The organism is Sinanaerobacter sp. ZZT-01 (assembly GCF_035621135.1).
Lineage (GTDB): Bacteria > Bacillota > Clostridia > Peptostreptococcales > Anaerovoracaceae > IOR16.
Genome location: NZ_CP141728.1, coordinates 3178718 through 3202564, shown reverse-complemented (window position 1 = coordinate 3202564; position 23847 = coordinate 3178718). Strand labels below are relative to the sequence as shown.

Annotated in this window: 26 protein-coding genes; all 26 read left to right on the top strand. The window is 37.4% G+C overall.

Annotated elements, in window-relative coordinates; genetic code table 11:
• Positions 1–179: 179 nt before the first annotated feature.
• A complete protein-coding gene (locus U5921_RS15455; RefSeq protein ID WP_324824353.1) occupies positions 180–368 on the top strand; it encodes a helix-turn-helix domain-containing protein in 189 nt (62 codons plus the stop codon).
• Positions 361–1065, top strand: coding sequence for a response regulator transcription factor (locus tag U5921_RS15450; RefSeq protein WP_324824352.1), 705 nt, complete (start codon positions 361–363; stop codon positions 1063–1065). Before U5921_RS15455 ends, U5921_RS15450 begins: the two co-directional genes overlap by 8 nt.
• On the top strand, positions 1066–2478 hold the full coding sequence (locus U5921_RS15445; RefSeq protein ID WP_324824351.1) for a HAMP domain-containing sensor histidine kinase: 1413 nt from the start codon (positions 1066–1068) through the stop codon (positions 2476–2478).
• A 97-nt stretch (positions 2479–2575) separates the two neighbouring features.
• On the top strand, positions 2576–2752 hold the full coding sequence (locus U5921_RS15440; protein ID WP_324824350.1) for a hypothetical protein: 177 nt from the start codon (positions 2576–2578) through the stop codon (positions 2750–2752).
• Between the two features lie 24 nt (positions 2753–2776).
• Complete coding sequence (locus tag U5921_RS15435; RefSeq protein WP_324824349.1) at positions 2777–5257, top strand: ABC transporter permease; 2481 nt, start codon at positions 2777–2779, stop codon at positions 5255–5257.
• Positions 5258–5280: 23 nt separating this feature from the next.
• A complete protein-coding gene (locus U5921_RS15430) occupies positions 5281–5967 on the top strand; it encodes an ABC transporter ATP-binding protein (RefSeq protein WP_324824348.1) in 687 nt (228 codons plus the stop codon).
• 100 nt (positions 5968–6067) lie between these two features.
• Complete coding sequence (locus U5921_RS15425) at positions 6068–6565, top strand: RNA polymerase sigma factor (protein WP_324824347.1); 498 nt, start codon at positions 6068–6070, stop codon at positions 6563–6565.
• A complete protein-coding gene (locus tag U5921_RS15420; protein ID WP_324824346.1) occupies positions 6562–7542 on the top strand; it encodes a M23 family metallopeptidase in 981 nt (326 codons plus the stop codon). The genes U5921_RS15425 and U5921_RS15420 overlap by 4 nt, the downstream gene beginning before the upstream one ends.
• Positions 7543–7731: 189 nt before the next feature.
• The gene (locus tag U5921_RS15415) at positions 7732–8262 is read left to right on the top strand and encodes a CDP-alcohol phosphatidyltransferase family protein (protein WP_324826013.1); all 531 of its coding nucleotides are present in this window, start codon (positions 7732–7734) and stop codon (positions 8260–8262) included.
• 281 nt (positions 8263–8543) lie between these two features.
• Positions 8544–8840, top strand: coding sequence for an ATPase (locus U5921_RS15410; protein ID WP_324824345.1), 297 nt, complete (start codon positions 8544–8546; stop codon positions 8838–8840).
• A gap of 293 nt (positions 8841–9133) precedes the next feature.
• Positions 9134–9640, top strand: coding sequence for a thermonuclease family protein (locus U5921_RS15405; RefSeq protein WP_324824344.1), 507 nt, complete (start codon positions 9134–9136; stop codon positions 9638–9640).
• A 268-nt stretch (positions 9641–9908) separates the two neighbouring features.
• Positions 9909–10214: a Lar family restriction alleviation protein gene (locus U5921_RS15400; protein ID WP_324824343.1), complete on the top strand. Its 306-nt coding sequence runs from the start codon at positions 9909–9911 to the stop codon at positions 10212–10214.
• Complete coding sequence (locus U5921_RS15395) at positions 10215–11006, top strand: ParA family protein (RefSeq protein WP_324824342.1); 792 nt, start codon at positions 10215–10217, stop codon at positions 11004–11006.
• Positions 10999–12036 carry a ParB/RepB/Spo0J family partition protein gene (locus tag U5921_RS15390; RefSeq protein WP_324824341.1) on the top strand — a complete coding sequence of 346 codons (1038 nt, stop codon included), beginning with the start codon at positions 10999–11001 and terminating at the stop codon, positions 12034–12036. The genes U5921_RS15395 and U5921_RS15390 overlap by 8 nt, the downstream gene beginning before the upstream one ends.
• 40 nt (positions 12037–12076) lie before the next feature.
• Positions 12077–13003 carry an HNH endonuclease signature motif containing protein gene (locus U5921_RS15385; protein WP_324824340.1) on the top strand — a complete coding sequence of 309 codons (927 nt, stop codon included), beginning with the start codon at positions 12077–12079 and terminating at the stop codon, positions 13001–13003.
• A 42-nt stretch (positions 13004–13045) separates the two neighbouring features.
• The gene (locus tag U5921_RS15380; RefSeq protein WP_324824339.1) at positions 13046–13987 is read left to right on the top strand and encodes a toprim domain-containing protein; all 942 of its coding nucleotides are present in this window, start codon (positions 13046–13048) and stop codon (positions 13985–13987) included.
• A complete protein-coding gene (locus tag U5921_RS15375; protein WP_324824338.1) occupies positions 13984–14283 on the top strand; it encodes a hypothetical protein in 300 nt (99 codons plus the stop codon). Before U5921_RS15380 ends, U5921_RS15375 begins: the two co-directional genes overlap by 4 nt.
• A 19-nt stretch (positions 14284–14302) precedes the next feature.
• On the top strand, positions 14303–15826 hold the full coding sequence (locus tag U5921_RS15370) for a hypothetical protein (RefSeq protein ID WP_324824337.1): 1524 nt from the start codon (positions 14303–14305) through the stop codon (positions 15824–15826).
• Between the two features lie 16 nt (positions 15827–15842).
• A complete protein-coding gene (locus U5921_RS15365) occupies positions 15843–16565 on the top strand; it encodes a hypothetical protein (RefSeq protein ID WP_324824336.1) in 723 nt (240 codons plus the stop codon).
• Positions 16566–16850: 285 nt separating this feature from the next.
• Positions 16851–18758, top strand: a complete 1908-nt coding sequence (locus U5921_RS15360) for a type IV secretory system conjugative DNA transfer family protein (protein ID WP_324824335.1) — start codon at positions 16851–16853, stop codon at positions 18756–18758.
• A complete protein-coding gene (locus U5921_RS15355; protein WP_324824334.1) occupies positions 18755–19069 on the top strand; it encodes a hypothetical protein in 315 nt (104 codons plus the stop codon). Before U5921_RS15360 ends, U5921_RS15355 begins: the two co-directional genes overlap by 4 nt.
• A 19-nt stretch (positions 19070–19088) precedes the next feature.
• Entirely contained in the window at positions 19089–19988 is a 900-nt protein-coding gene (locus tag U5921_RS15350) for a conjugal transfer protein TrbL family protein (RefSeq protein ID WP_324824333.1), read from the top strand.
• Positions 19989–19990: 2 nt separating this feature from the next.
• Positions 19991–21031, top strand: a complete 1041-nt coding sequence (locus U5921_RS15345; RefSeq protein ID WP_324824332.1) for a M23 family metallopeptidase — start codon at positions 19991–19993, stop codon at positions 21029–21031.
• Between the two features lie 14 nt (positions 21032–21045).
• A complete protein-coding gene (locus U5921_RS15340) occupies positions 21046–21399 on the top strand; it encodes a hypothetical protein (RefSeq protein WP_324824331.1) in 354 nt (117 codons plus the stop codon).
• Entirely contained in the window at positions 21347–21964 is a 618-nt protein-coding gene (locus U5921_RS15335) for a hypothetical protein (RefSeq protein ID WP_324824330.1), read from the top strand. Before U5921_RS15340 ends, U5921_RS15335 begins: the two co-directional genes overlap by 53 nt.
• Entirely contained in the window at positions 21964–23847 is a 1884-nt protein-coding gene (locus U5921_RS15330; protein ID WP_324824329.1) for a hypothetical protein, read from the top strand. Before U5921_RS15335 ends, U5921_RS15330 begins: the two co-directional genes overlap by 1 nt.

The following is a 23847-nucleotide window of genomic DNA, read 5'->3' as shown; positions in this document are numbered from 1 at the left end:
TAACTTGCATTGCGATGTAAGTGATAATGCCATATGCACAATAAAGCGCCAAAGGGAAACAATCGTCATTGCTACAGTTACAAAAAAAGTCGAGCAAAATGAAATGTTAAGAGTTGCTCTCTTGATTTAATTCGGCTAAACGAATACAATGAATATATACTCTGAAAGGATGCAATGAAATGGACTATATGACTGTGCGGGAAGCGGCTGAAAAATGGAGTATCACAGAACGCTGGGTTCAGAAGCTCTGTGAAGATAATAGAGTTAAAGATGCCGTTCGATTTAGCCGTGTCTGGTTAATACCGAAAGATGCTAAAAAGCCTATGGATGGTAGAGTGAGACAGAAATCAGGTGATACGAATGGATAGTAAAATCTTATTGGTAGATGACGAAACGGATATTGTTGATCTGATACAAGAAGCATTGCAACAAGACGGTTTTCAGTCCATTCGGAAAGCGCATACGGGACTGGAAGCATTACAAGTTTGTCGGGATTTTCAGCCTGACGTTGTTGTGTTAGATGTTATGCTTCCAGACTTTGACGGCTTAGAAGTATGCAAAAAAATACGAGAATTTTCTTACTGCTCTATTTTGTTCCTTTCTTCTAAAAATGATGACATTGATAAAATTCTTGGCCTTTCCTGCGGCGGCGACGATTATATAACCAAACCATTCAGCCCTCGGGAGATTGTTTTTCGCATCAAAGCGCAGCTTCGCCGTCAACAGTATCAGGTTACACTAGATTCAAGCCCTAACGATACTTTGAGCGTCGGCCCTCTTTCTCTCGATAGGGAAAGCGGTCAAGCTTATAAGTCAGGACAGGAAATCAGCTTGACCGGGCGTGAATTTCTGCTTTTGTCTTATCTAATGGAGAACGCCGATAAAATTATCAGCAAAGAACGTTTATACGAACAGGTTTGGGGCGAATACAGCAGTATATGTGATAATACCATTATGGTTCATATCCGACATATCCGGGAAAAAATTGAAAATACCCCATCAACCCCCCAACAGCTTATTACAGTGAAAGGCCTGGGTTACAAGCTAAAGAAGAGGGCTGAATAGATGAAAAAATCCGGTTACCGCACAATTTTTCACATTTACCTGATTTTCTTCTTATCATTGATTGGGACGATTATCGTAACGATTGGCATTTTTTATTTAATGATTACCGTTCAAGTGCCGGACGGCTCAACTGTGAAGAGCGATTGGCCTAAAACAGTTACAGAGGATTTCGGGGAGCAAATTATTTTTACAAGCGATAATCCACAGATTAAGCAGGCAGGAATAGAGCTGTTGCAAGAAAATGGGATAGGAATGCAAATTTTGGATGATTCCGGTTGTGAAATATTTAGCTATCAAAAACCAAAACAGTCTGACGATACTTATTCCGACACTGAGCTGTTGCATCTTTACCAAACAGGGCAATTAGAAAGCAGCGAAACCACTTCTTTCATCGGAACGGTTACAAACAATGGAAACGACTATACTTATATACTTCATTTCCCTGTGAAAGTCTCAAAGATAACCATGTATTTAAATGCAGAAAGATTTACAGGTGGGAAAACAATTGTCCTTCTTATTGTTGGTATATTATTTGCGGTTGTTCTTGTTTCGGGAATTATCTATGGATTTTGGACAACGCGGATAATGAGTCAACTTACCGCTTCTGTCAAGGAGATTGCAACACGCAGTTATTTACCTATTCAGATCCACGGAGCTTTCGGTGATGTATATAGCAGCTTAAACACCTTGGACACAGAGATTAAAGCAAGCGACAGGTTGCGGGAGCAGACAGAAAAAATGCGCAAGGAATGGATTGCCAACATCACCCATGATCTGAAAACGCCTTTATCGCCCATTAAAGGCTACGCTGAAATGTTACAGGCGCATAGCACCAAAACCGAGGAACAATATAAGCGGTATGCACAGGTCATGTTAAAAAATGTTGCTTATATGGAAACACTGATTGACGATTTGAAACTAACCTATCAATTAGAAAATGGCATGATTCCTTTGAAACGACAGGAGCAAAATTTTATCCGTTTCATAAAGGAATTGATCATTGATATTTTGAACAATCCCGAATATGAGCACCGTACCATTCACTTTGAAGCTACTGAGGAAACCGTTTTAATTTCTTTCGACCAAACGCTTTTGACAAGAGCCTTTCAGAATTTAATCATCAACGCATTTGTGCACGGGAATGAAAATACGGAAGTCACCCTGCAAACTTCTGTTTCTGATACCATCCTTCAAGTAATTGTGTCTGATAATGGAAAAGGAATGACCGCAGAGGAAGCAGGCTCGCTCTTTCAGCGTTACTATCGGGGAACCGGCGCGGAGCATAAGCTGCAAGGAACAGGTCTAGGGCTAGCCATTTCCAAAAGCATTGTTGAACTTCACGGAGGAACAGTATCAGTATCGAGCATACCGAGTATTGGGACGGCTTTTCAGATACAGTTTCCCATAAATTAAGGTTAATTAAGGTTGCCTGAAAGATAGATTAAGGTTGACAGTTTATCATTTGATTATGATAACTGCCAACCTTTTTTATATGTCAGGAGGTGAGAAAATGAAATTGAAAAAGATGCTGCCATTCGTGGCCACTACGACTATTACGCTTTTTGTTGCATTTGTGGCTGCAGCGTTTCTGCTACGTCCGCAGACCTTAGAGATTGGGTCTGTTGATTTGGATATGGTGGCTGATGGGGAATGTCAGGGACAACCCTCACCAGCGATACTTTTTTAAAAGCAATAGAAAGCAGGTGTTTGATTGAAAATTATATTGAAATACATTTTGACGAATGTAAAAGAACGCAAAACAAGAACAGTCGTTATGTTGCTGTCGATACTTCTATCTACTACATTGCTGTTTGTGTCTTTTTCTATTGGTGCGTCCTATGAAAGCGCACAGCGAAAAATGGCACAGGGCATGGCGGGAAGCGCAACGATTTCCGTTACGGCCACAGATGACACGAGCGGAATTGATATAAGTGCCATTCCCGATTTATCCTCCATTGGGGCAAGCGTGGGTATGCTGGAGGAGCGTTCCTTATATCACGAAAACGGCTATTACGAAACGGTTGACCTGATTGCTGCTGACCTCTCACAGCTTAACCAAATTAATCAGCCGCGTTTGTTAGATGGTGGAGAAATCACTGACTTCTCCGGTAATAAAATTATTCTGCCGGATCGGTTTACTTCAAAATATGGAATTGATAAGGGCGATACCATAACCCTGCAAATCAAGGGAACCCCTGTCAGTTTTGAAGTAGCGGAAATTGCCGCCTATGATACTATTTTTCTGCGGCATACAAGGGGAGCAACCGCTCTTTTACCTCTTTCTAAATTAACTGAACTTTTAGGGCAAACGGATGGATACAGCGAGATTTTAATTAAGTCCGCCGAGGACGTTTCTACGGGTGACTTGATCAGTGAGTTGAAAGAGAAGCTTTCTTCAAGCAACTATCAAGTGTCAAAAATTGTAAATGAAGAGCAGATTACTGCCGATGCAAGGCAAAAATCTATGCCATTTTTTCTAATTAGCTTTTTCTCGCTGACAATTAGTGTATTTATCATTTTCAGCAGCTACAAGGTAATCACGTTAGACAGACTGCCGGTAATCGGAACCTTTCGCAGCATTGGAGCGACCCAAAAAGCGGTTACCCGCATTCTTCTTTTGGAAAGTTTGCTATATGGCGGTATGGGTGGTCTGATTGGTATTCCGATCGGAATGTTTGTGCTGAAATTAATTTTACAGGGCATGGGACAATCCCTGTCGCAGGGAATTGAAATCCCCGTTGTTATTTCACCAGTCAGTATTATTGCTTCTTTCACTGTTGCTGTAGCCGTCTCTTTGCTAAGCGCATGGCTCCCGGTACGCCGGGCAAGCCGACTGCCAATCAAAGACGTTGTGCTTGGAACGGTAGAGGAAAAACACATACCCCGACGTTTTATCGTAGGGATCGGAATTGTGCTATTTTGGGTTTCTGTAGTTCTGCCAAAGATTGTTTCTGGAAATATGTTATATCTGGCGGGTGGTTTTTCCCTGTTGGGACTGATTGCCGCAACGATACTTGTCATTCCTCTTATGACGAACCTGATTTCTATGGGACTGGAACGCTTGTATGACCTGATTTTCAAAAATGAAGGTAGACTTGCCGCCCGCAACATGCGGGACAACAAAAGCATTGCACAGAACATTACACTTCTTTTTATCAGCATTTCCGCAGTTATAGCGATCAGCGTTGTAGGAAATTTCGTAACAACCTACATTGGTGACGTATTCAAAGGTGCAGAGATGCAAGGCTTTGCAGACGGACAAATGGAGCCGGATTTTGTAGAGCAGGTGGAAAATATGGATGGCATTGAAAAGGTACTGCCCCTCTTTGTGTTTGAGAATGAGGCGCAAGGAAACAGAATTAATTTTTCACGACTTGAAGCAACGGACAATCTGGAATGGTACAGCTCCATGTTGGCACTTCACTACACAGAAAGTAGTATGCAGGAACAGGCTATTTCTGAATTTGCCACAAAACGGTCAATTATATTAAGCGAAAGTTGTATGGAACGGACGGGATTTTCCGTGGGGGATACGCTCACCCTGTCAAATGGAGCCGCACCGAACGCTTATGTTATAGTCGGTAGTTTCAAGTCGAGGGCAACGGATGTGGAAGCGGTAATTCCTTCGACCTATGCGGTTTCCGATTTTGGCAAGACAACCTATGGCTTTTTAGCCTATACTGCCGCTGACCCAGATGCAATCATGGTGCAAATCCGTGACTTGTTCGGAGATACCTCGAATTGGAGCCGGACGGTAGAAGAATTTAATACGGACGCTCTTTCCACTGTGGGAGCCTTTTTGCAGCCTATGCATAGTATGACCTACTTCGTTTTGCTACTGGCAGCAATGGGCATTATCAATAATCTTCTGATTAACTATATGCAAAAGCGTCGTGCAATCGCCATGTATAAGTCCGTTGGATTAAGCAACCGGCAAAATATAAAGATGGCGTTGATTGAGGGCTTTTCTTCTGGTCTGATTGGTGCGGTAATCGCTATCTTCGTTTCCTATATGGAAATACAAACGATTTTTCTTGTGGCTGGCCCGAAAATCTCTATGGTGCCGGAACTTAGTGCCAAGACATTTCTCATGGCCGGGGCTATGGGAATACTGGTTACTTTATTGGGGTCGGTCGTTCCGATTTTCAAAACCCGTCAGATGAAATTAGTAGAAGAAATCAAATTTGAGTAATAGAGAGAGTAGAGGTTTTACAGATGAAACCATTCGTAGGTAACATTGCCGTTGAGGGCAAACATATTGTGAAAGATTTTCGGATTGGCAATACCACAACAAAGGTATTGAAAGACGTATCCTTGCAGGTTATGCAGGGTGAGTTTGTATCCATCATGGGGCCGTCCGGCTCCGGAAAAAGCACGCTCCTATATATTCTTGGAGGTTTGGACGCTCCGACGGGCGGTTCCGTTTGTCTGGGTGGTATAGATATATCCCACTTGGAAGATGAAAAAATGAGCAGAATACGGCGACAAAACATAGGCTTTGTATTTCAGTTTTACAATCTTATTCCTAACCTGAATGTAGAAGAAAACATTATGCTTCCCTTGCTTCTGGATGGCAAGAGAATGAGGGATTACAAGAAACAGTTAAATCACATCTTAGAAGTGGTGGGCTTATCTGATAGGCGTAGGCATACTCCCCGCGAATTGTCAGGAGGACAACAGCAACGTGTTGCGATCGCCCGTGCATTGATCGGAAATCCCGAAATTCTATTTGCAGATGAACCGACAGGAAATTTGGACAGCAATACAGGTGAGGGAATTATGCACCTGTTATGCGATATTAACCGGGAAAGCGGACAAACAATCATTATGGTAACACATTCACCAGAAGCTGCCAAAAGCAGCAGCCGAATCATTACAGTTCGGGATGGTATAATTGAATAAGCTTTATAATTCAGGCGGCTTATTTTTTTATAAAAAATGAACCAAAGCAAGTATTTAATTGTATTATTAGTGAAAGGCTTTCAAATAATTTGAGAAAGGTGTGACTTGTATTAATATTTCATGCGAAGCTGTGATTGAGCAATATGCTGACTTGGTTTATCGAATAGCGATTTCACATGTGACAAACAAACAAGATGCTGAAGATATCTTTCAAGATGTTTTCGTATCACTTATTAAGAATATCAGTAGAATTGAAGACGAAATGCATTTAAAGCACTGGCTGATTCGTGCGACGATCAATCGTACAAAAAATTACCATTCATGTTTTTGGAAAAGACATGTTAATTTTAATCTTGTAGTTAATACGGAAGAAACTACATATTTACAAGAGGAGAATTCACAGATTGATGAAATCAGGGAACAAATTAGCACGCTGCCGATCAAGCTGAAATCAGTTGTTTACTTACACTATTACGAAGGATATTCAGTAGATGAGATTGCTGTAATCCTTAAAGTTCCCAGCGGAACGGTCAAGTCAAGACTTTACAATGCTCGTAAAATACTTAAAAACAAATTAAGGGAGGTTAATGGTCTATGAGATTAGATAATATCAAAACGCCAGAGGCTTTAAAATTAAAAACGATTGTTTTAATGAATCAAGAGTTAAAATATAAGCCAAGAAAAATATTAAAAGTTGCTATCATTGCAGTTTGTATTCCTGTTTTGTTTGCATTTACGGCATTTGCTTGTGATATATTTTCTGGACTTTCAGGAGACGAATTGAGCTTCTCGACAGAGTATCAGGGAGATGGTATTGTAGAAGTTACAGTAAAAAACCGATCAGAAAAAGCGTTACAGTTTACAGATATTATAAAGCTGAAACAATGGTCTACAAGTCAAGAAATTTTAGAGATCAAACAAACATTGCCACGGATTAAGCCAGGTAAAACAGAAGGAATTACAATTGATTTGTCAGATTATGATATGGCAGTATTGGAAACTCCTCTTGCAGATAATGATTGGTACTATTTTGTTTTTACTAACAGTAATTTCCGGCATGGACATGATTGGATGGCATCTGTCATCTTTTGGGAAGCAAAGAGGACGGAACCATCTAATGAAGATTCTAATATAACGTCTGAAATACCAATTGAGGATCATACTTCACAGAAAACGATAGAGAGTATCAAAAATAATTATACCTTACAAGAGCCGTTGAACAAATTCAGCATAAGTTGTCCCTATAATGATTATAAGGAAAATGGAGCGTATGTTCATCCGGAATTGGATTTAGAAGCAGAATCAGGAAGTGATATTTATGCGATCTGTGAAGGAACGGTATTGGAGGCTGATTTCAACGAAAAGACAGGATTTTATATGATTATTGATCATGGTAATGGCTTAAAGTCAAAATACGCTTGCTGCAAAGAATCATTTAAGAAGCAAGGGGATACAGTTGCTTTAGGTGATGTGATTGCGAGCGTTGGCAAAACAGGAATGGCAACTGGTTCACATCTGGCATTTTCTGTCTCAATGGATGGAATTCCAATCAATCCAGAATTATTATTTAAATAGCTTCGATAATCCTTTTACATCTGCTATAGAAGTAAAAGGATTATCTATAATTACTAAAAGGCAACATCTGATATACCATTTTTTTTATATTTTGTATTGCAAAAGGGTATATATTATAATATAAAATATAATCGATTATTTTGGTGTTTATCAAGGTAAATACCTGCATTTTGTTGGGTGGTGAAGTAAATAAATAATATTCCTAACTACATTTCGATAATCAGGATATTTGCATCTGTTGAATTGTTGTTTGTAGAACCATTTTCCGGATCGTTCTTTATTCTTTATACAGCATGTGGAATCAGCGACGTTTTAGATGGTTATTTAGCTAGAAAAATGAATGCTTCAAGCAAATTTGGACAGGTCATTGACAGTATTTCTGATTTAATCTTTATTGCTATTGTTTTGTTCGTTGTTATACCGACACTCAATCTTTCACTGTGGATGATTTATTGGATCATCCTAATTGCAGTGATATGCTTGCTTTCTGTAATCATTGGATTTGTGAGGTACCGGCGATTGGCTTTTTTACATACCTATGCCAATAAGGCCACTGGTATAGCCTTGTTTTGCTTTCCATTTTTATGTTATGTAATGGAACAGGAGACAGCCACAATTTTAATCAGTTCGATTGCGAGTGTATCAGCAATAGAAGAATTGATGATTAACCTGACTTCTAAAATATTGTGCAGAGATCGGAAGTCTATATTTACAAAATGAGGTCAACCTGAGAGTGAAGATTTAATTTGCTTTCAGATTTGTTTTTATAACAAAAAGTTTTGCCTGCAAAAGAAAAATCTCTGGTATAACTGAAGCAGGCATTACATATATTCATACCTTGAAAGACGGCTGGATTTGATAAAATTTGAGATTATTTTTCAATATACTTTTTAAACTGAAAAAGGTAAAATAGCTTTCTTTCAATTCACATTTCCTTTTCCTTTTGCATAGTATAAGGATGGCTCTATAATCTAGAGAGTAGACTGGAAAGGGGAAAACAGATGGCAGGAAAGCAGAGACATATGTTCCCGGGAAATAATACACCGGAAGGCTTTTTTTCATATTATCAATATATTTTAAGTCAGAAGGAAGCAGATAAAATATTTTGTATTAAAGGTGGTCCGGGAGTAGGAAAATCTACTTTTATGAAAAAATTAGGGGAAGAACTACTAAATGATGGGCATGATGTGGATTTTTTGCATTGTTCATCGGATAATCACTCATTGGATGGGATCGTTCTTCGCGATAAAAAAATTGCATTTATTGATGCGACCAGTCCGCACGTCATGGTGTCTTAACTACAATTGTATAGTTACTCACTTTAAACAATAAAAGCAGCATGAAAGCTGTTTTTTTATTGAGTTATAAAAAAAGGATTGCTTATTACTTTGACCGGTAGCAGCAATCCTTTTTCTCACATCACCGAAGTGATCCTTGTTTTATTAGTGTAACAGGGTTGCTCCGGGTTGTCAAAAAACGAAGGAGGAAAAAGTTATGCTAAATTACTGGGGAATCTTTTTTATGTTTGGAGTAATGCCAGTGTGTTTTATTACACTGATAGGAGTTACCTACTACATTGAATGGAGGGAAGATGAGAATTAAGAGACAAGTGAAAAAGAAAATTACGCTTATACTTTGCATCTTAATTGTTTTAATAACAGGAAAGTTTGTATCAGGTGAGAACGTTACAAAGCTAGAAGATGAATACACAGGCAACCGGATTTTATGTGATGTTATTCGAGTCGTAGATGGAGACACTTTCGTGGCTACAATCGATGATAAGGAAGAAAAGGTACGGCTTATTGGTGTGGATACTCCGGAAAGCGTGCATCCGGATAAGAGTAAAAATACAAAGGCTGGGGAGCTTGCGTCAGAATATGTAAAAGACTTGCTGGAAGATCAAACGGTGCAGCTGGAATTTGATGTGCAGGAAAGAGATAAGTATGGGAGAGTTCTGGCATATGTTTACTTAGAAGACGGTACTTTTCTTAATGAAAAACTGATATTAGATGGGTATGCACAAATAGCTACTTACCCGCCGAATGTGAAGTATGTAGATGTATTCAAACAAGCAGCAGAAAGAAGAAATCAGAAATAGATAGATCAACTTTAGGCAGAATCTGCCTAAAGTGAAAGTTTAATTTTTTAAATGGGCTGACTGGAGGAATCAAAATGATATGCAAAGGTTGTAAAGCGATAAAGGGGAGCCGCCATCCCGATGATGTAACCGACTTTACAAGCGCAAAATGTGGATTAGGTTATTAGACGATATTGGACAGGGGCATGATGATGCCGGTACATAAATGCGAGAAGCCAAAGAGCTGGAAAGCTTTGGAGAGGCTTATGCGAGAGAAAGGAGACCTAGCATGAATAAATTAAAACCTTGCCCCTTCTGCGGCGCAGAAGCGGAATATCGGCAATTCGCAAACCCAAAAAACTTTTACACAGTAGTTTGCACCAATTGTCACTGTCGAACTGACGGATATAATTGCAGTCTAGACAATAACGACGCGGAGAATAAAGCAATGCAAGCTGAAAAATGGAATCATAGACTCCAAACTTCGTCGGAAATTGGAGGAGCTACGGCAGAGGAAGACATACTTTGTACGACATGCGAAGAAGCAGAACGGAAGTTGGAAGAGATAAAGAAGCGAAGTAAGGAGGAAATTTAAATGAAATCAAAAATCATTGCAATCTGGTTTGAAAAAGGCGGTGGCGGTAAAACGACTACCGCTTTTAATTTGGCGGCGGGATTAGCAAGAAAAAGTAAAAAAGTGTTACTGGTAGATGTGGATCCAACAGCGGGTAGTACCAAGCATGCGGGATTAACACCCAATACTTTACAGAGCACACTTGCTGATCCGCTCCTCAATGTATTGAGAAATATTGCTCCAAATACTGAGGAATATTTACATAGGGTAGAAAGCGATCCGTTTGATATTCTTCCTGCAAATGCATTTTTGGATACCATTGAAGATACGGTCAAAAAGGTTTTTTCAGGCTTAGAAGTAGGGCAAGCCTTAGGCGGTGTTTTAGAACCGTTAAAAGACAAGTATGATTATATCATCATAGATTGTGCGCCGAGCACACGTATTTATAATACCAGTGCGTTAGCAATTGCCGATGAAGTAATTATGCCGATGCGTGCTAATTTTTTAGATTTTGGTGGCCTGGATGATGCTACGGATGCTGTAAATACCATAAAAACAAACATCAACCCCAAGTTGCGAAATCGAGGAATATTACTTACAAATTATCGTCATATCAATCATACACGCCTTATTGAAGAAGGATTGGAGTGCCTGAAAGAAGAAAAAGGCGTGGAAACATTACAGACGAGAATCAGTCATGGCGTAGATGTGGCGGAGGCCAGTATGCGCGGCCTGAGCATTTATGCGTACAAAAAATCCGGTAAACAAGCAAAAGAATATCAAAGCTTGGTGGAGGAAATTTTAAATGGCTAAGGATGATTTTAAGAATAGGTTAACTTTTTCCTCACCAGAAAAGAAAACAACTACGAAGAGTGTAACTGATTTGTTGCTCGGAATATCAGACAATGTTGATTCAAAGGGATTAGAATTTACGATTGTACCATTAGATTTAATTGATCCGCTATTTTCTTTTCACCATTCTTTCGAAAAAACTGTAAATAAAGGCATTGAGAAATTAGCGAATAAGATTAGAGCACAAGGGGTACTAGAACCAGTTATTTTACGTCAGTATCTTAGGGATGGAATCAAGCGTTATGAACTATTAGCTGGGCATCGACGGTGTATGGCAGCACGTTTAGCTGGGCTGACGGAAGTACCAGCAGTCATTGTTAATGTCAATGATGCGAATGCAAAGTTAATCGCTACTGACACGAACTTAGAACACCGTGAAGAAATATTGCCATCTGAGATGGCTGATGCGTACAAATTGCAAGTCGAGGCACTAAAACAGCAAGGTAAGCAACGTGATTTTTCACCAGATTCCATTGACAAGAGCTTTAGGCATATTCTGCCTAAAGTAAAAGAATGGAGTGCAAGAGGCTTGGTTGCAGCATTAAATGGTATTTCAGTCAAGAAGGTTGCTTGCTATTTACGCTTAAATGAATTAAATCAAGAACTGTTGGATTTAGTGGATGATAAACAGATACCGATTTATGCAGGAGCAGATTTATCGCATTTATCGATGCAACAACAGCAATGGATCTGCGAGATATTAATGAATAATGAAAGAATAAAAATAACATCTGATTTAGCAGTGTCACTAAAAGATGAAAAAGAAAACTTGATAAGTAAAGCAATCATAGAAGCTATTCTGAATCCGCCAGCGCAGGAAACAAAAGAACATCCCCCAAGACCTACATATAAAAAAGCACTTCGTAATGTGGAAAAAAACATCAAGAAATTATCGGAAGAAGAGGTAAGGAAATTATCCGAAGTAAACGAGGATATACTTCAAAAGATTATTATTTCTGCATTAAAGGAATATATCAAATCTTTAGCATAATAAATTAGAATTTAGCTGTGAAGCAGAAAGGAAAATGATTATGTCAAAGCATAAGCCTATACCAAAGAAAAAGAGAATTGAACTACATAATAAATTCAATCATAAGTGTGTTTATTGTGGATGTGATTTAGAATACAAGGATATGCAAGTAGACCATGTTAAATCAGTATATGCAAATTTAGATATTAAGCAAACAATGACAGAGCAGGAAATGTACGATATATCAAATTTGTTGCCAACTTGCAGACAATGTAATTTTTATAAATCCACAATGACGCTAGAGGATTTTAGAAATACTTTAACAACAACTATGATGAATAATCTTCAAAAGAATTTTAATTATAGGCTTGCATTAAAGTATGGATTGGTTAAAGAACATATAGAACCTATAAGGTTTTACTTTGAAACGTTAGAATTTAAGGAGGTAGGAATGAATAAAGAAAATGAAGACCAGAAAATGTATGGAGTAGCTTGTAAACTACTGGACTATGAAGAGACTGGACTAGAACCAAGCGAAGTTGAAAATATAGTTGAAAAAATTGCAGGAGAAAACCTTGTGGAGCCGGAAGTTGCAGAGAAAGAGATTTTCCCACAGATGGAAAAGAAAAATTATTGTTACAGTTGGAATGGAGAAGATTTTTATGGTGGTTTTTACGAATCTGAGGCTGAGGCAATAAAAGATGCAAAACTGGATAAACCTGAGGCTTCTCAAGTTTGGATAGGTATTGCTGTCCGTCCCAAGCTTAAATGGAATAGCAACGAAGAAGAAATAATTGAATCTATGCAAGAAAATTTAGATGAAGATTGCGGGGAATATGCTGAATCGGGTTTAGATTCAATAACGAATGAGCAAGAACTTGACTTAGCAGAAATGATTAATGAAGCGGTTGGCAAGTGGATTAAAAAGCACAACATAAAACCATCATGTTACACGGTAAATGATTGCAGGTTACATCAACTAAACTAAAATTTGTTTGTGAGAGGTTAATAGGGGAAGAAAGGAGCTTATATGAAAAACTATTATACCAAAGAGCAAATCCAAGCTGCCAAAAATACTGATTTATTGGAAGTTGTAACGGCAATGGGAATTCAAGTTCGGTATGACGGAAAATCAAAAGGGAATGACCAATACCGATTTGTAGACCATGATAGTTTACTGATCAGTAAGAATTTATGGTATTGGAATAGTCAAGAAAAAGGAGGTAATACAGTAGACTTTTTAATGGAATATCAAGGTTTAAGCTTTACGGAGTCAGTAAAAAGGATTTTGGAATTTACGGGAAAGATAAAAGAAACAGTTATACAGAATGAAACTTTAAGTAAGAATTGCTTAGATTGGAATCATAGGGCATTATCAAAAAAATCGTCACTTATACTTCCACAAATCAATCCCGATTACAATCGTGTCATTGCATACTTAAATCAAACGCGCGGGATAGACTATTCTATTATTAAAACCTTAATTAAGAAGCAGCTGCTTTTTGAAGAATACAAAACGCATAATGCCTTGTTCTTTGGTTATGACAAAGAACAAAAAGCAAGATATGTATTTCGGAGAGGAACCATAGCAAGAAAACGTTTTGCAGGGGAAATATCCGGATCAGATAAACGATATGCTTTTTCCATTACTGGAAGCAGCAGCACAGTTTGTGTCTTTGAAAGTGCCATTGATGCATTGTCGTATTTAACCATTCATAGGGATTGTAAGGATACATTGCAGTCGCTAGGAGGAACTGCATTAGAAGCGTTAGAACAATGTTTGAAAACCAATCCGGGCATTCAGAGCATTAAGGTTTGTACCGACAATGATGATGCCGGAAAAGCTTGCTTAAAGCGGATTAAACAAGAATATAAAAATTATATAATAAAGGAAGAACTTCCTCGTAACAAGGATTATAATGAGGACCTTCTTTTTTTATTGGAATCAAGAAATAAGGAGTTAATATTATGAAAGTAAAAAAAATAAAAGCATTGGTGAAGAGAAAGGAGTTTATCTTTACCATTATGGCTTATCCTTTTCTGCTCCTTTTCACCATAATAATTGCAAAGCAGGATATTTGGCCCAAGACTCATCCAGAGTATTACAGTGCGATAATGCTTTTGATCTGCAGTTTTATTATTCTTTGCTTTTCATTAGAGATTCTGATCAAAATTTTCACTTATCGAGTACAAGGCGATAAATTAAAATTGCGGCAACGGGAGGGAATCAACATATTGGAAATAAAGGAAATCAATCATGGACATTGAACGACCGATTGAAAGAGAGTTGGAAAAACCGCAGTTAGATCTAAATTTCAAACTAGAAAGAGTTCATTATACGATATTAAAGGATGCTAGGAAAAACAACGGATTTTATGATTTAGATTTATACAAAAGAAAAGTGATAGAAAAGCATCCAGATGATAAAAAAATGCAACGGCGATTAATCTCTTGGAATCAAACTACGTTAGAGAAAATGATGAATGCCGGTATATTAAAAAAAGAAATAGGAGGATACCGTCTCATTTCCGATTTTGATTTACTGTTAAAAAAGGATTGGACACCAGGGAAAAATCATATCAAGTTATTACAAAAAAATGTAGATGGTATCATTCACAGCATAGATTTAAAAAGAGAGCATGATGGAAAAAAAGAATATGAAGCTAAAAGACAAAAAGATATGATTACTAAGATGTTAAGAAATTTATATGAAAATGGTTATTTGGAACGCTTGGATAAGGGTGTTTATAAAATTACAGATAAAAGCAAGGCTTATTTGGATAGGAATATTCCCTTTCAGACAAAACATATAAAAAAAGATAATGATACTGAAGGGATTCAAGCAATAAAGATTACTTATTTTGATCGTCATATCAAAGATGTTCTAACGGATGGAAAAATAAGCATGGAAAAATTGAAACGGCATCAAAAATCAGGAAGTATTATAAAGAGAATTAAAACGTTGGAGGATGCTGGGTTAATTATTGATGGAAAACCCAAAGATGATTTAATTCTAAAAATTGATCGTGTTATTAAGTGGTCAAGAGATCGAGAGTTAAAACTAGAAGCGTTAACAAGTGAACAGAAAAAGGTTGTAGTTGATATGCGGGTGTTTTTAAATCTTTCTTTTACGCAAATAGCAAGGTATATTTATAACAATAATAAAGATTTAGCTTATACAGATCTTACCTATTTAGTAAAACGACGGGTATTAAAGAAGGATTCGGATTTGGGCATCTATGTGTTTGATATAGCAGGTATTCGTTTATCAAATCAGATGTTAGTAGGAAAAGATGTAGTTCGGTATAAGACAAAACTAGAATCTCGAAAAGAAGAAGTCGAGCATGATATGTTGGTATATACAGCGTATCAAGAGTTTAAAAAAGATATTCAAAGGCGTGGAGCAGAAATTCTCGATATCAAAAACGATAGACAGATGCGGTATGAGGATGCAAAAAAACATGGTCATATGTTATATGGTTATCCCGACTTACGAGTGGAATATAAAGAAAAAGATTCTTTAAAAACGATGGTACATGATATTGAAATTGATTGTGGTTATGATGGTAAAACGATCTTGAGTAAAATCAAAAAGATATCACAAGGAAATAAGCTGGCAAGAGGTGGGATGCAAAGAGGAAGTTTGTCATGGTATTGCAATAGTGTAAGACAAGCTGCAAAGGTGGCTAAAGTATTGACTCAAAATACCAATAAAAGGACAAGACCACAACAAATATACTTGTTTGTACTTTCTCGTGATGGGAAGGTACATAAAATGAGGTGGCAAAGAGAATTGCTTAATTATCGATGATTAAAGGGAGGAATCTATGCTTTCAAAAGGTGAATATGACATTTTAAATCGCATCGTAGGGTATGGTGGATATGTTACAAAGGAGATCCTTCATTTATATCGAAAAGATATTACTCAAGATCGATGCTACCGAATTATATGTAATTTAGAAAGAAAAGGCTACTTAAGAAATAGGGGATATTTCGTGAGCCATCGAGAACCAAATGTCTATCAGGTAACAAAGAAAGCATGTGCTTATTTTGGAAGACCGGAAGCATACATGCGTAAGGTACATAAAGCTTTTGCAATGAGACGTTATTTAATGCGATCTCATTTTTTATTTAATTTAGCTGGACAAGGTGAATCAATTTCTCTTTTTTCATCAGATGAGAGAGCAACGTATGTAAGAAAAAGAGGGTATTCAAGTTATCATCTGCCCAAGAAAATTAATAAGGACACCATTTCTATACAGATGGAAGAATATATTTTAGATACATTTACACAAGACCAAAGTATTACCTTCTTATATGTCGATAACATACGTTATTCTATAGTTTCACAGATTTATACTCTATTAAACCGTTATCAGCGGATGCTTAGTGCTAAGATTGATGTATTTCATTTTATTATTGCAGTAGAAAATGACGATCGAGCATATGAATTTCAAAAGATTTATAAGGAAAAATTCGAGAATAATAATAGTTTGGTCAATATAAAAATTGAAAGTATAAATCGCAATTATCAATGTGAAATAAGGTAAAAAATGAGGTGTAAATTAGAAAAACAACCTATCCGAGCGGAAAATTTTAAATGGATAGTTCGCTCGGATAATTCTTTTTCTTTCCTGCCAGTTAGATTTTCAATTTGGATGGCAGTTTTAATATATTAGTATTTAGTTGCGTTTAGGGCTTCGACACCCACCCAAACCACGCCCCAAATGGGGCTGCACGGAAGGTAAACCTTCCGGCGGTTATGGGGGGTGTCGCTATAGCGAAAAAAGCGAAAAGTATGAAAGGAGGGATTAAAGATTTGGTGGGAAAAGCTAATGAAAAAAAAGGAAATTGATTTATTTGATGTGTTGAGTCAAAAATGGGTATTCAGTAGTATTATGGCAGTTATTTTTTATAGCGTACATTTCCGGTTTTCTGAGGGATTTTTTCAGCTTTCTGAGTTTACAATAAACATCTTAAATGAAAATCATACGCTGATTCAAACGGCGGAGGGGATGGAGCTTTTAAGAAAAATCTATGTAGTGGTGACATTGATCGGAATCTTTCTGATGAGTGTCATTTTTTATATTAGTTTCTTGGAACGGTTTTTATATAAAAAGCCAATAAAAAAAGAAATTGATGAGGAGGATGTACAGCTCCCACCATTTCCATGGGATCCGGAAAACCTCCAATTAATTATTGGACTAAAACACAGAAAGTTTGATTTAGATAAGGTAAAAGAGCCACAGTATTTAGTGGTTCCTTCTACAGCAATGTATCAGAATTTCTTAATTACGGGAACCATTGGAACCGGAAAGACAGCTTCGGTGATGTATTCTTTCTTAAAGCAGGCTATGTTTTATCAATCATGGAATCCAGAGAAAAAAGCAGGGATGTTGATATTGGATGTAAAAGGGAATTTCTATAAACAGCTTTTAACTTATGCTGAAGAATGTGGTAGATCAGATGATGTGGTGTTGATACATATTGATGGAAAACAAAATAAGTATAATCCATTACATAAGCCACATATGGAAGCGGTTGATTTGGCGGAACGTAGTCGATATGTCATTGATTTGTTTTCAGCTGGAGCAAAGAAAGAGGCATTCTGGAATACCAAAGCAGGACAGATGATGACAGAGTGCATTCGATTAATGCGGCTTACGAATAACGGTTATGTTACGTTAGCAGATGTAAATGCTTTAGTTACAAATCAACAGTTTTTGGAGGAGAGGTTGGAACGGTTATATGAAATGGAGCAAGAAGTACCGCCTTTTGATTTCTATGCTTGTACCAATTATTTTTTAAATGAATTTTCTTCAAAAGCGGAAACGACGATTGCGACAATTAAATCATGTGTAACAGAAATGACCGGATTTTTTGCATCCAGTGAGAAAATACATAATGCGTTCTGTCCTAATCCGGAAGAATTGAGTTTCAAAGGATTTGAGCAGGTAATCAATCAAGGTAAAATTGTGGTTCTTGCGATGAATGCAGCAAAGTATCCAAAGGTAGCAAAAACCATTGCTGCCTATTTAAAAATGGATTTCCAATCGGAGGTAGAACAGCGAACCGCAGATTGTAGCCGTTTAAATACTGAACGTCCGGTATTTTTTATTTCAGACGAATATCAGACATATGTAACTGCAAACGATGCGGCATTTTATGGACTGGCAAGAGAAAGTAAGTGTTGCAGTATTGTCAGTTCACAAAGCTATACGTCCATATTACAGACACTTGGAAACAAAGAAGCATTTGAAACCTTGCATCAAAATTTGGTAAATAAGATATGGTTGAGAACTGATGATGAATTGACTGTAAAGGTTGCACAGTTTTTAACGGGAAAGGAGGAAAAAGAGAGATACAGCAAAAATATATCGGAAAGTACGAACGATGCAAAAAAAAGTAAGGTACTTGGAAAGCTGACCGGTGAAAAATCATCCATCTCAGAGAGTATCAATGTTACGACTCAACGAGATTTTGTTTTTGAAGAGAGAATCTTTACACAGACTTTAAAATTATTTAAAGCGGTTGCTTTTACAGCAAATGCAGAAGGAATGAATGAACCATTTATCGTACATTTACTGCCTTATTTTAAGGAACCAATTTCACAGATCACTTGCAACAGAAAAAAAGATAAAGGAAATGAGGAATGTAAAGAAAAACCGGAAGAAAAAGAAAGGATTGAAAAAGAAGAAAAACCAATAATAATTAATTTGCTTGAAGTGAGGGAGAAAAAATGAAAAGAATTTATATGATAACTATGGTTGCAGTCGGGATGATGGTTGGAATGACTGTTACTGCCTACGCTGCCAAAGATGTGTTTTCAGCAGGAGAGGCAGCAATCAATGATTTTAAAGTATTTTTTATAGCAATTAGTACGGCTGCGCTAGCCGTTGCACTTGGGATTGCCCATTTGATGAAAACATTCAGCGGCGGTAATGTACAGAAAATTGAGTTTGCCAATAAACTTACTTCCGGATCCATCATTGGATGGACTCTAGTAAATGGAGTCGGTTTAATTGCAAATACGATTGCAAAGTACTTAAATTGAAAGGTTTGGGAAAATAAATATGAATATAGGAGAGGTTGTAAAAGGTATCTTTGCCTTTCTTTTCGAGGATGCGGTGACGCAGCTTTTACAGCCATTTTTAGAGCTACTGGAAATGGTGGCGTTATCACCCGAAACATTAAGTCAGATGCCTTGGATTGAAAGTATGTATCCTGTAATGACCGCAATCGGTATGGCATTATGCTTGTTAATTATCATGTGGCAAGCTCTAAAAAGTATGTTTTTAGGGTTAGGGGTAGAAGCAGATGAGCCGACGCACATAGCTTTAAAATCTTTTATTGCTATGTTTATTGTATATTACATAAAAGATATATTGCTGCTTTGCGTGGAAGTATGCAGTTCCTTTATGTCCATGATATTAAAATCGTTTACAGATGTATCCGATGGGCTGGCACTTTATGAATTGCTGACAGTAATTATGTCATGCAATATTATTTACATTGTACTGGTGTTATTTTTAATCTTTAAATGCATTGGCCTTTTTTATCGAATGTTTAAGCGGTTGGTGCTATGCGGGTTCTTAATTTTATGCAGCCCTTTGGCAGCTGCTTGTATGGTATCTAGACCAACGAGTGGATTTTGGCATGGATTTGTAAAATTAATGGCTGGCAACATCGCAATACAATTGTTGCAAGCCATTTGTTTTGTCATTATGCAGCTTTCTATTCAGACGGTTAAAGTAACCGTAACAGTTGGAGCAAATGGGCCTGCAGGGCATGCCACTGGTGTATTTGGAATCATGCTGACCATTGCAGTGGTATCGATAGCGAATAATTTGGAGGATATTATAAGAGATATGAGCTTTGGTATTGGAGTTGGAAGAGATATGCAAGGTGCTTTAGGTAAATTACAGAGTACTGCTATGCTAGGGTCCTATGCCAGTTCCATGTTTAGGAGATAATTATGACCAACGAAGAAAGGATCAAGCTTGGTTTGATTGCAGCACAGGCAGCCTGTGGTAATTATGTTAGTGCGGCTGTACAATCCATTAAAAACTGGAGGCTCCTTTTGGGGGTTCTATCAGGGGTTATTGTTACAGTTATCGTACTGGCAAGTATCATAGTGTCCTTACCAGGAATCATCATGCAATCGATGCTTCAAGAGGATAAGGAAGATCAGTATAAAGAACTTTCCCTATTTGCAAAAAATGAGATTGTAGAGGCGGATGAAGAAAAAAAGAGCTTTTTACAAAGCTTGATAGACTCTTTGAAAGGTAATGAAGATAGTGGAGAAAACGTAGTTGCCGATGTCAACTTAGAGATTGATTACCAAGACATCCTGATTTTGTATTCAGCTAAATATGGGGAGTACATGAGTCAAGATAAGCTAAACAAGAGTCAAATACGATCATTAGCACGGGCATTTGTTAAACAGGAGGGACTTATTGTTACAATAAAACCTTTTGAAGAAGTGGTAACGGAAATCGGTTTAACAGAGGAGCAACAGACAATTGCATTAAGTATGCACAACTATTATATGGGTGATTATGCACTTGGCAGTAATGAGGATGGAGCATCGGAAGATGGGAGCTTTGAACACATTGGAAACGGTCAGCTTTCAAAACCGATATACGGCGGTCGATTGACATCCAGATTTGGTTGGAGAATTCACCCAATTTCAGGCAAAAGGAAATTCCATTCCGGAATTGATTTGGAAGTAGCAAGTGGGACACCGGTAAAGGCAGCTTATGCGGGAAAAGTGATCACTGCAAAATATGGGAACAGCTATGGATACCATGTAATCGTAGATCATGGAATGATTGATGGAAAGCATATTGTTACTTGTTATGCACATAATCGATCGCTTGCAGTGTCAAAAGGGCAGACAGTAGCAACGGGACAAGTCATTGCTTTCTCCGGTTCTACGGGTGATTCAACGGGGCCGCATGTACACTTTGAGGTCCGAGTTAATGGAAAAGTGGATAATCCACTTACGTGGATATAGGAAAGGATGAGAAGATGGAGGATAAGAAAGAAAAGAGTCGGACTTACATCATACCTCATAACTATAAAAATAATGGACGTATTTTAAATTTATTTGAGCGAGAACAAATAAAGAAAACCCTGATTTGTATTGTGCCCATTACATTGATTTTATGCATTTTGCCCATTCCGATTACAGTAAAGGCTTTTTTAGGGGTTTTTCTTATCGGAGCTCCTGCAGGTGTTTTTTTATTTGAATTGGATCGAGTTATGATTGATATGTTTACTTTTTTTAAGAGTCGGCGCATTTATTATGGCGGTGAAGGGAGGTATTGGTATGAAGTGGAGAAAAGAAAACAAATCGCACGAAGAAAAAGAGTTAAACCTTAAGGAGTTAATTGGGATTAAGGATATAAAACGTGGAATTATTGTTTGTGAAAACAGCTACACCTTACCACTGGAGGTATTACCCGTAAATTTTGATTTAAAATCGAAGGGAGAAAAAAATTATATCATTGAAAGTTATGAGGAGCTTTTAAAGAAAGTAAAAACACCTTTTCAGATTTATACTTTTGCAAGACGAGCTGATGCAAAAGCACATTTGGATCATATGAGAAAACACCTTATGACAGAAGAGAATGAAACTGTGAGGGAGATGCTTCAGGAATATATGCAATTTGTATCCGATGTATCTTACAAGAGTGCAGTGAAAAAGAGATTTATTGTGATGATACCGTATGTGGTACCAGCAGGGTTTTCTTTTAAGGAGATTGATTTCAATGATGCAGCAGCATGGTTAATCGAAAAGAGGACCCAGTTTGTAGACGCATTTCGCAAATGCGGTAATGATACGGTCATTCCTAATTTGTCCGAAGAAAATCGATTTACTGCACAAATATTATTTGAACTCTTTAATATAAAAAGTTCGGAACGTTTAAGGATGGTGAAGCTTTAATGCTTGGAATAAAAAAGAAAAAAAGTACAGGAGAAAATACGGGATTGATAAGCCTCAATTTAGAAGAAAAACAGGAAAGTAATCGCTATTTAAGCAATCAGAAGAAATATGTAGATCTTATTTATCCATCCGGTATCGAGGTGACGGATCCAAGATACATATTAATGGATGGAGCCTATGTAGCTTGTCTGCTTTGCATCAATCTCTCGTATGAAATACCACAAAATTTTTTAGGAGAATTCCTGAATGCAGGAGAAGGTATTGAACTGTTTTTAAATCATACTCCTGTCAATAAGGCGGAAGCCGTCAAAGATATTACTCATTATTTAGGCTTTACAAATTATAAAAGGAAAAAAGGTGGAGAAAACCAAGTGGATTCAGGATTACAGGAAAATGCCGCAGCACATTCTGTCTACATGAAAAAGAAATTAGCGGAAGGTGATGAATTTTGGTACATTAATCTGATTGTAAAAGTAACCGCTGAAAGTGAAGAAATGTTGGATAAGAAGTTACGCATGGTGGAAGGCATTATGGCAGGAAAGGATATATTCTGCAAGCGTGCGGATTTTCGTCAGATGGAAGCCTTTCTTTCTACTTTGCCTTTGGATGCAGAAAAATTTCACCCACAAATAAAGAAGCAGACGGAACGTAATATCTTAAGCTCTGGACTTTGTGCAATGTACCCATTTACCTCTTCTTCAATATCTGATGCAGAAGGAATTTTTATGGGCATCAATGAAAAGGATAACAACCAAATTATTATTGATATTTTTGATTCTGAAAAGTATTCCAATGCAAACATGTTGCTAACAGGAAATTCTGGATCGGGTAAAACCTTTACAGCACAGATGATTGCAGACCGTTTTCGAATGCAGAAAATACCAGTTATGATGATCTGTCCTTATAAAGGACATGAATATCGTAAATTATGTGAAGCAGTTGGAGGCAATTATTTTCGCTTTGCGGCAGGATCAGCCAATACAGTTAATATGTACGATATAAGAGAGACAAAAAACATTGAACGAAAAGAAGAAAGCTGGCTTGCAGAAAAACAGCAGAAACTGCGTATGCTGCACCGCTTAATGTTGCCAGGCATTGATAAATCCATGTTGAATAAGTTAGAAGACCTTGTTGGTGAGATCTATTATAAAAAAGGTATTAAAATGGATGACAATGCAAGCATTTTTATAAGAAAGCCTGGCATCATATCTTTGACACCAAAGCGGAAAGAAATGCCTATCTTGGCTGATGTATACGAAGCAATGAAAGGACGATTGGAATTTGAGTCAACACGAGAAGATATAAAGTCATTTGTAGACGGATCGATGTCTTTTTTTAATGGACAAACAAATGTAGATTTAGACAGCATTTATACAGTGGCCGATATTTCTGACATGCCGGATGAATGGATCAGTCTGGCAATGACAATAATCACAGATATTTTTTGGGATCGAATCAAAGGAGATTTAACACAAAAAATTTGTCTTTTCTTAGATGAAATTTGGCGTGTTGCCGGAAAGAAAGCAGACCCGCTTGTATCAGCTTACATTATGGAAATTTGGAAAATTATACGGGGTTACGGCGGCAGTGCGGTTGCATCGACACAAGACATTCAAGATTTGGAGAGTGACGCAGGAAAAGCAATTGTCAATCAGTCAAAGATAAAAATTGCATTGCAAATGGAAGAAACCGAGGCAATGGTGTTGCAGCGAGTATTAGGGTTATCAGAAGAGGAAACTATGCGCATTACGCATTTTGAACGTGGTCATGGTTTACTATATGCCGCAAACAATCACTTAACGGTGAATTTTATGCCATTTGAAAGTGAGAGACGGTTAATTACAACTGACCGTAAAGAAAGATTAAAGTATAAGGAGGCATGA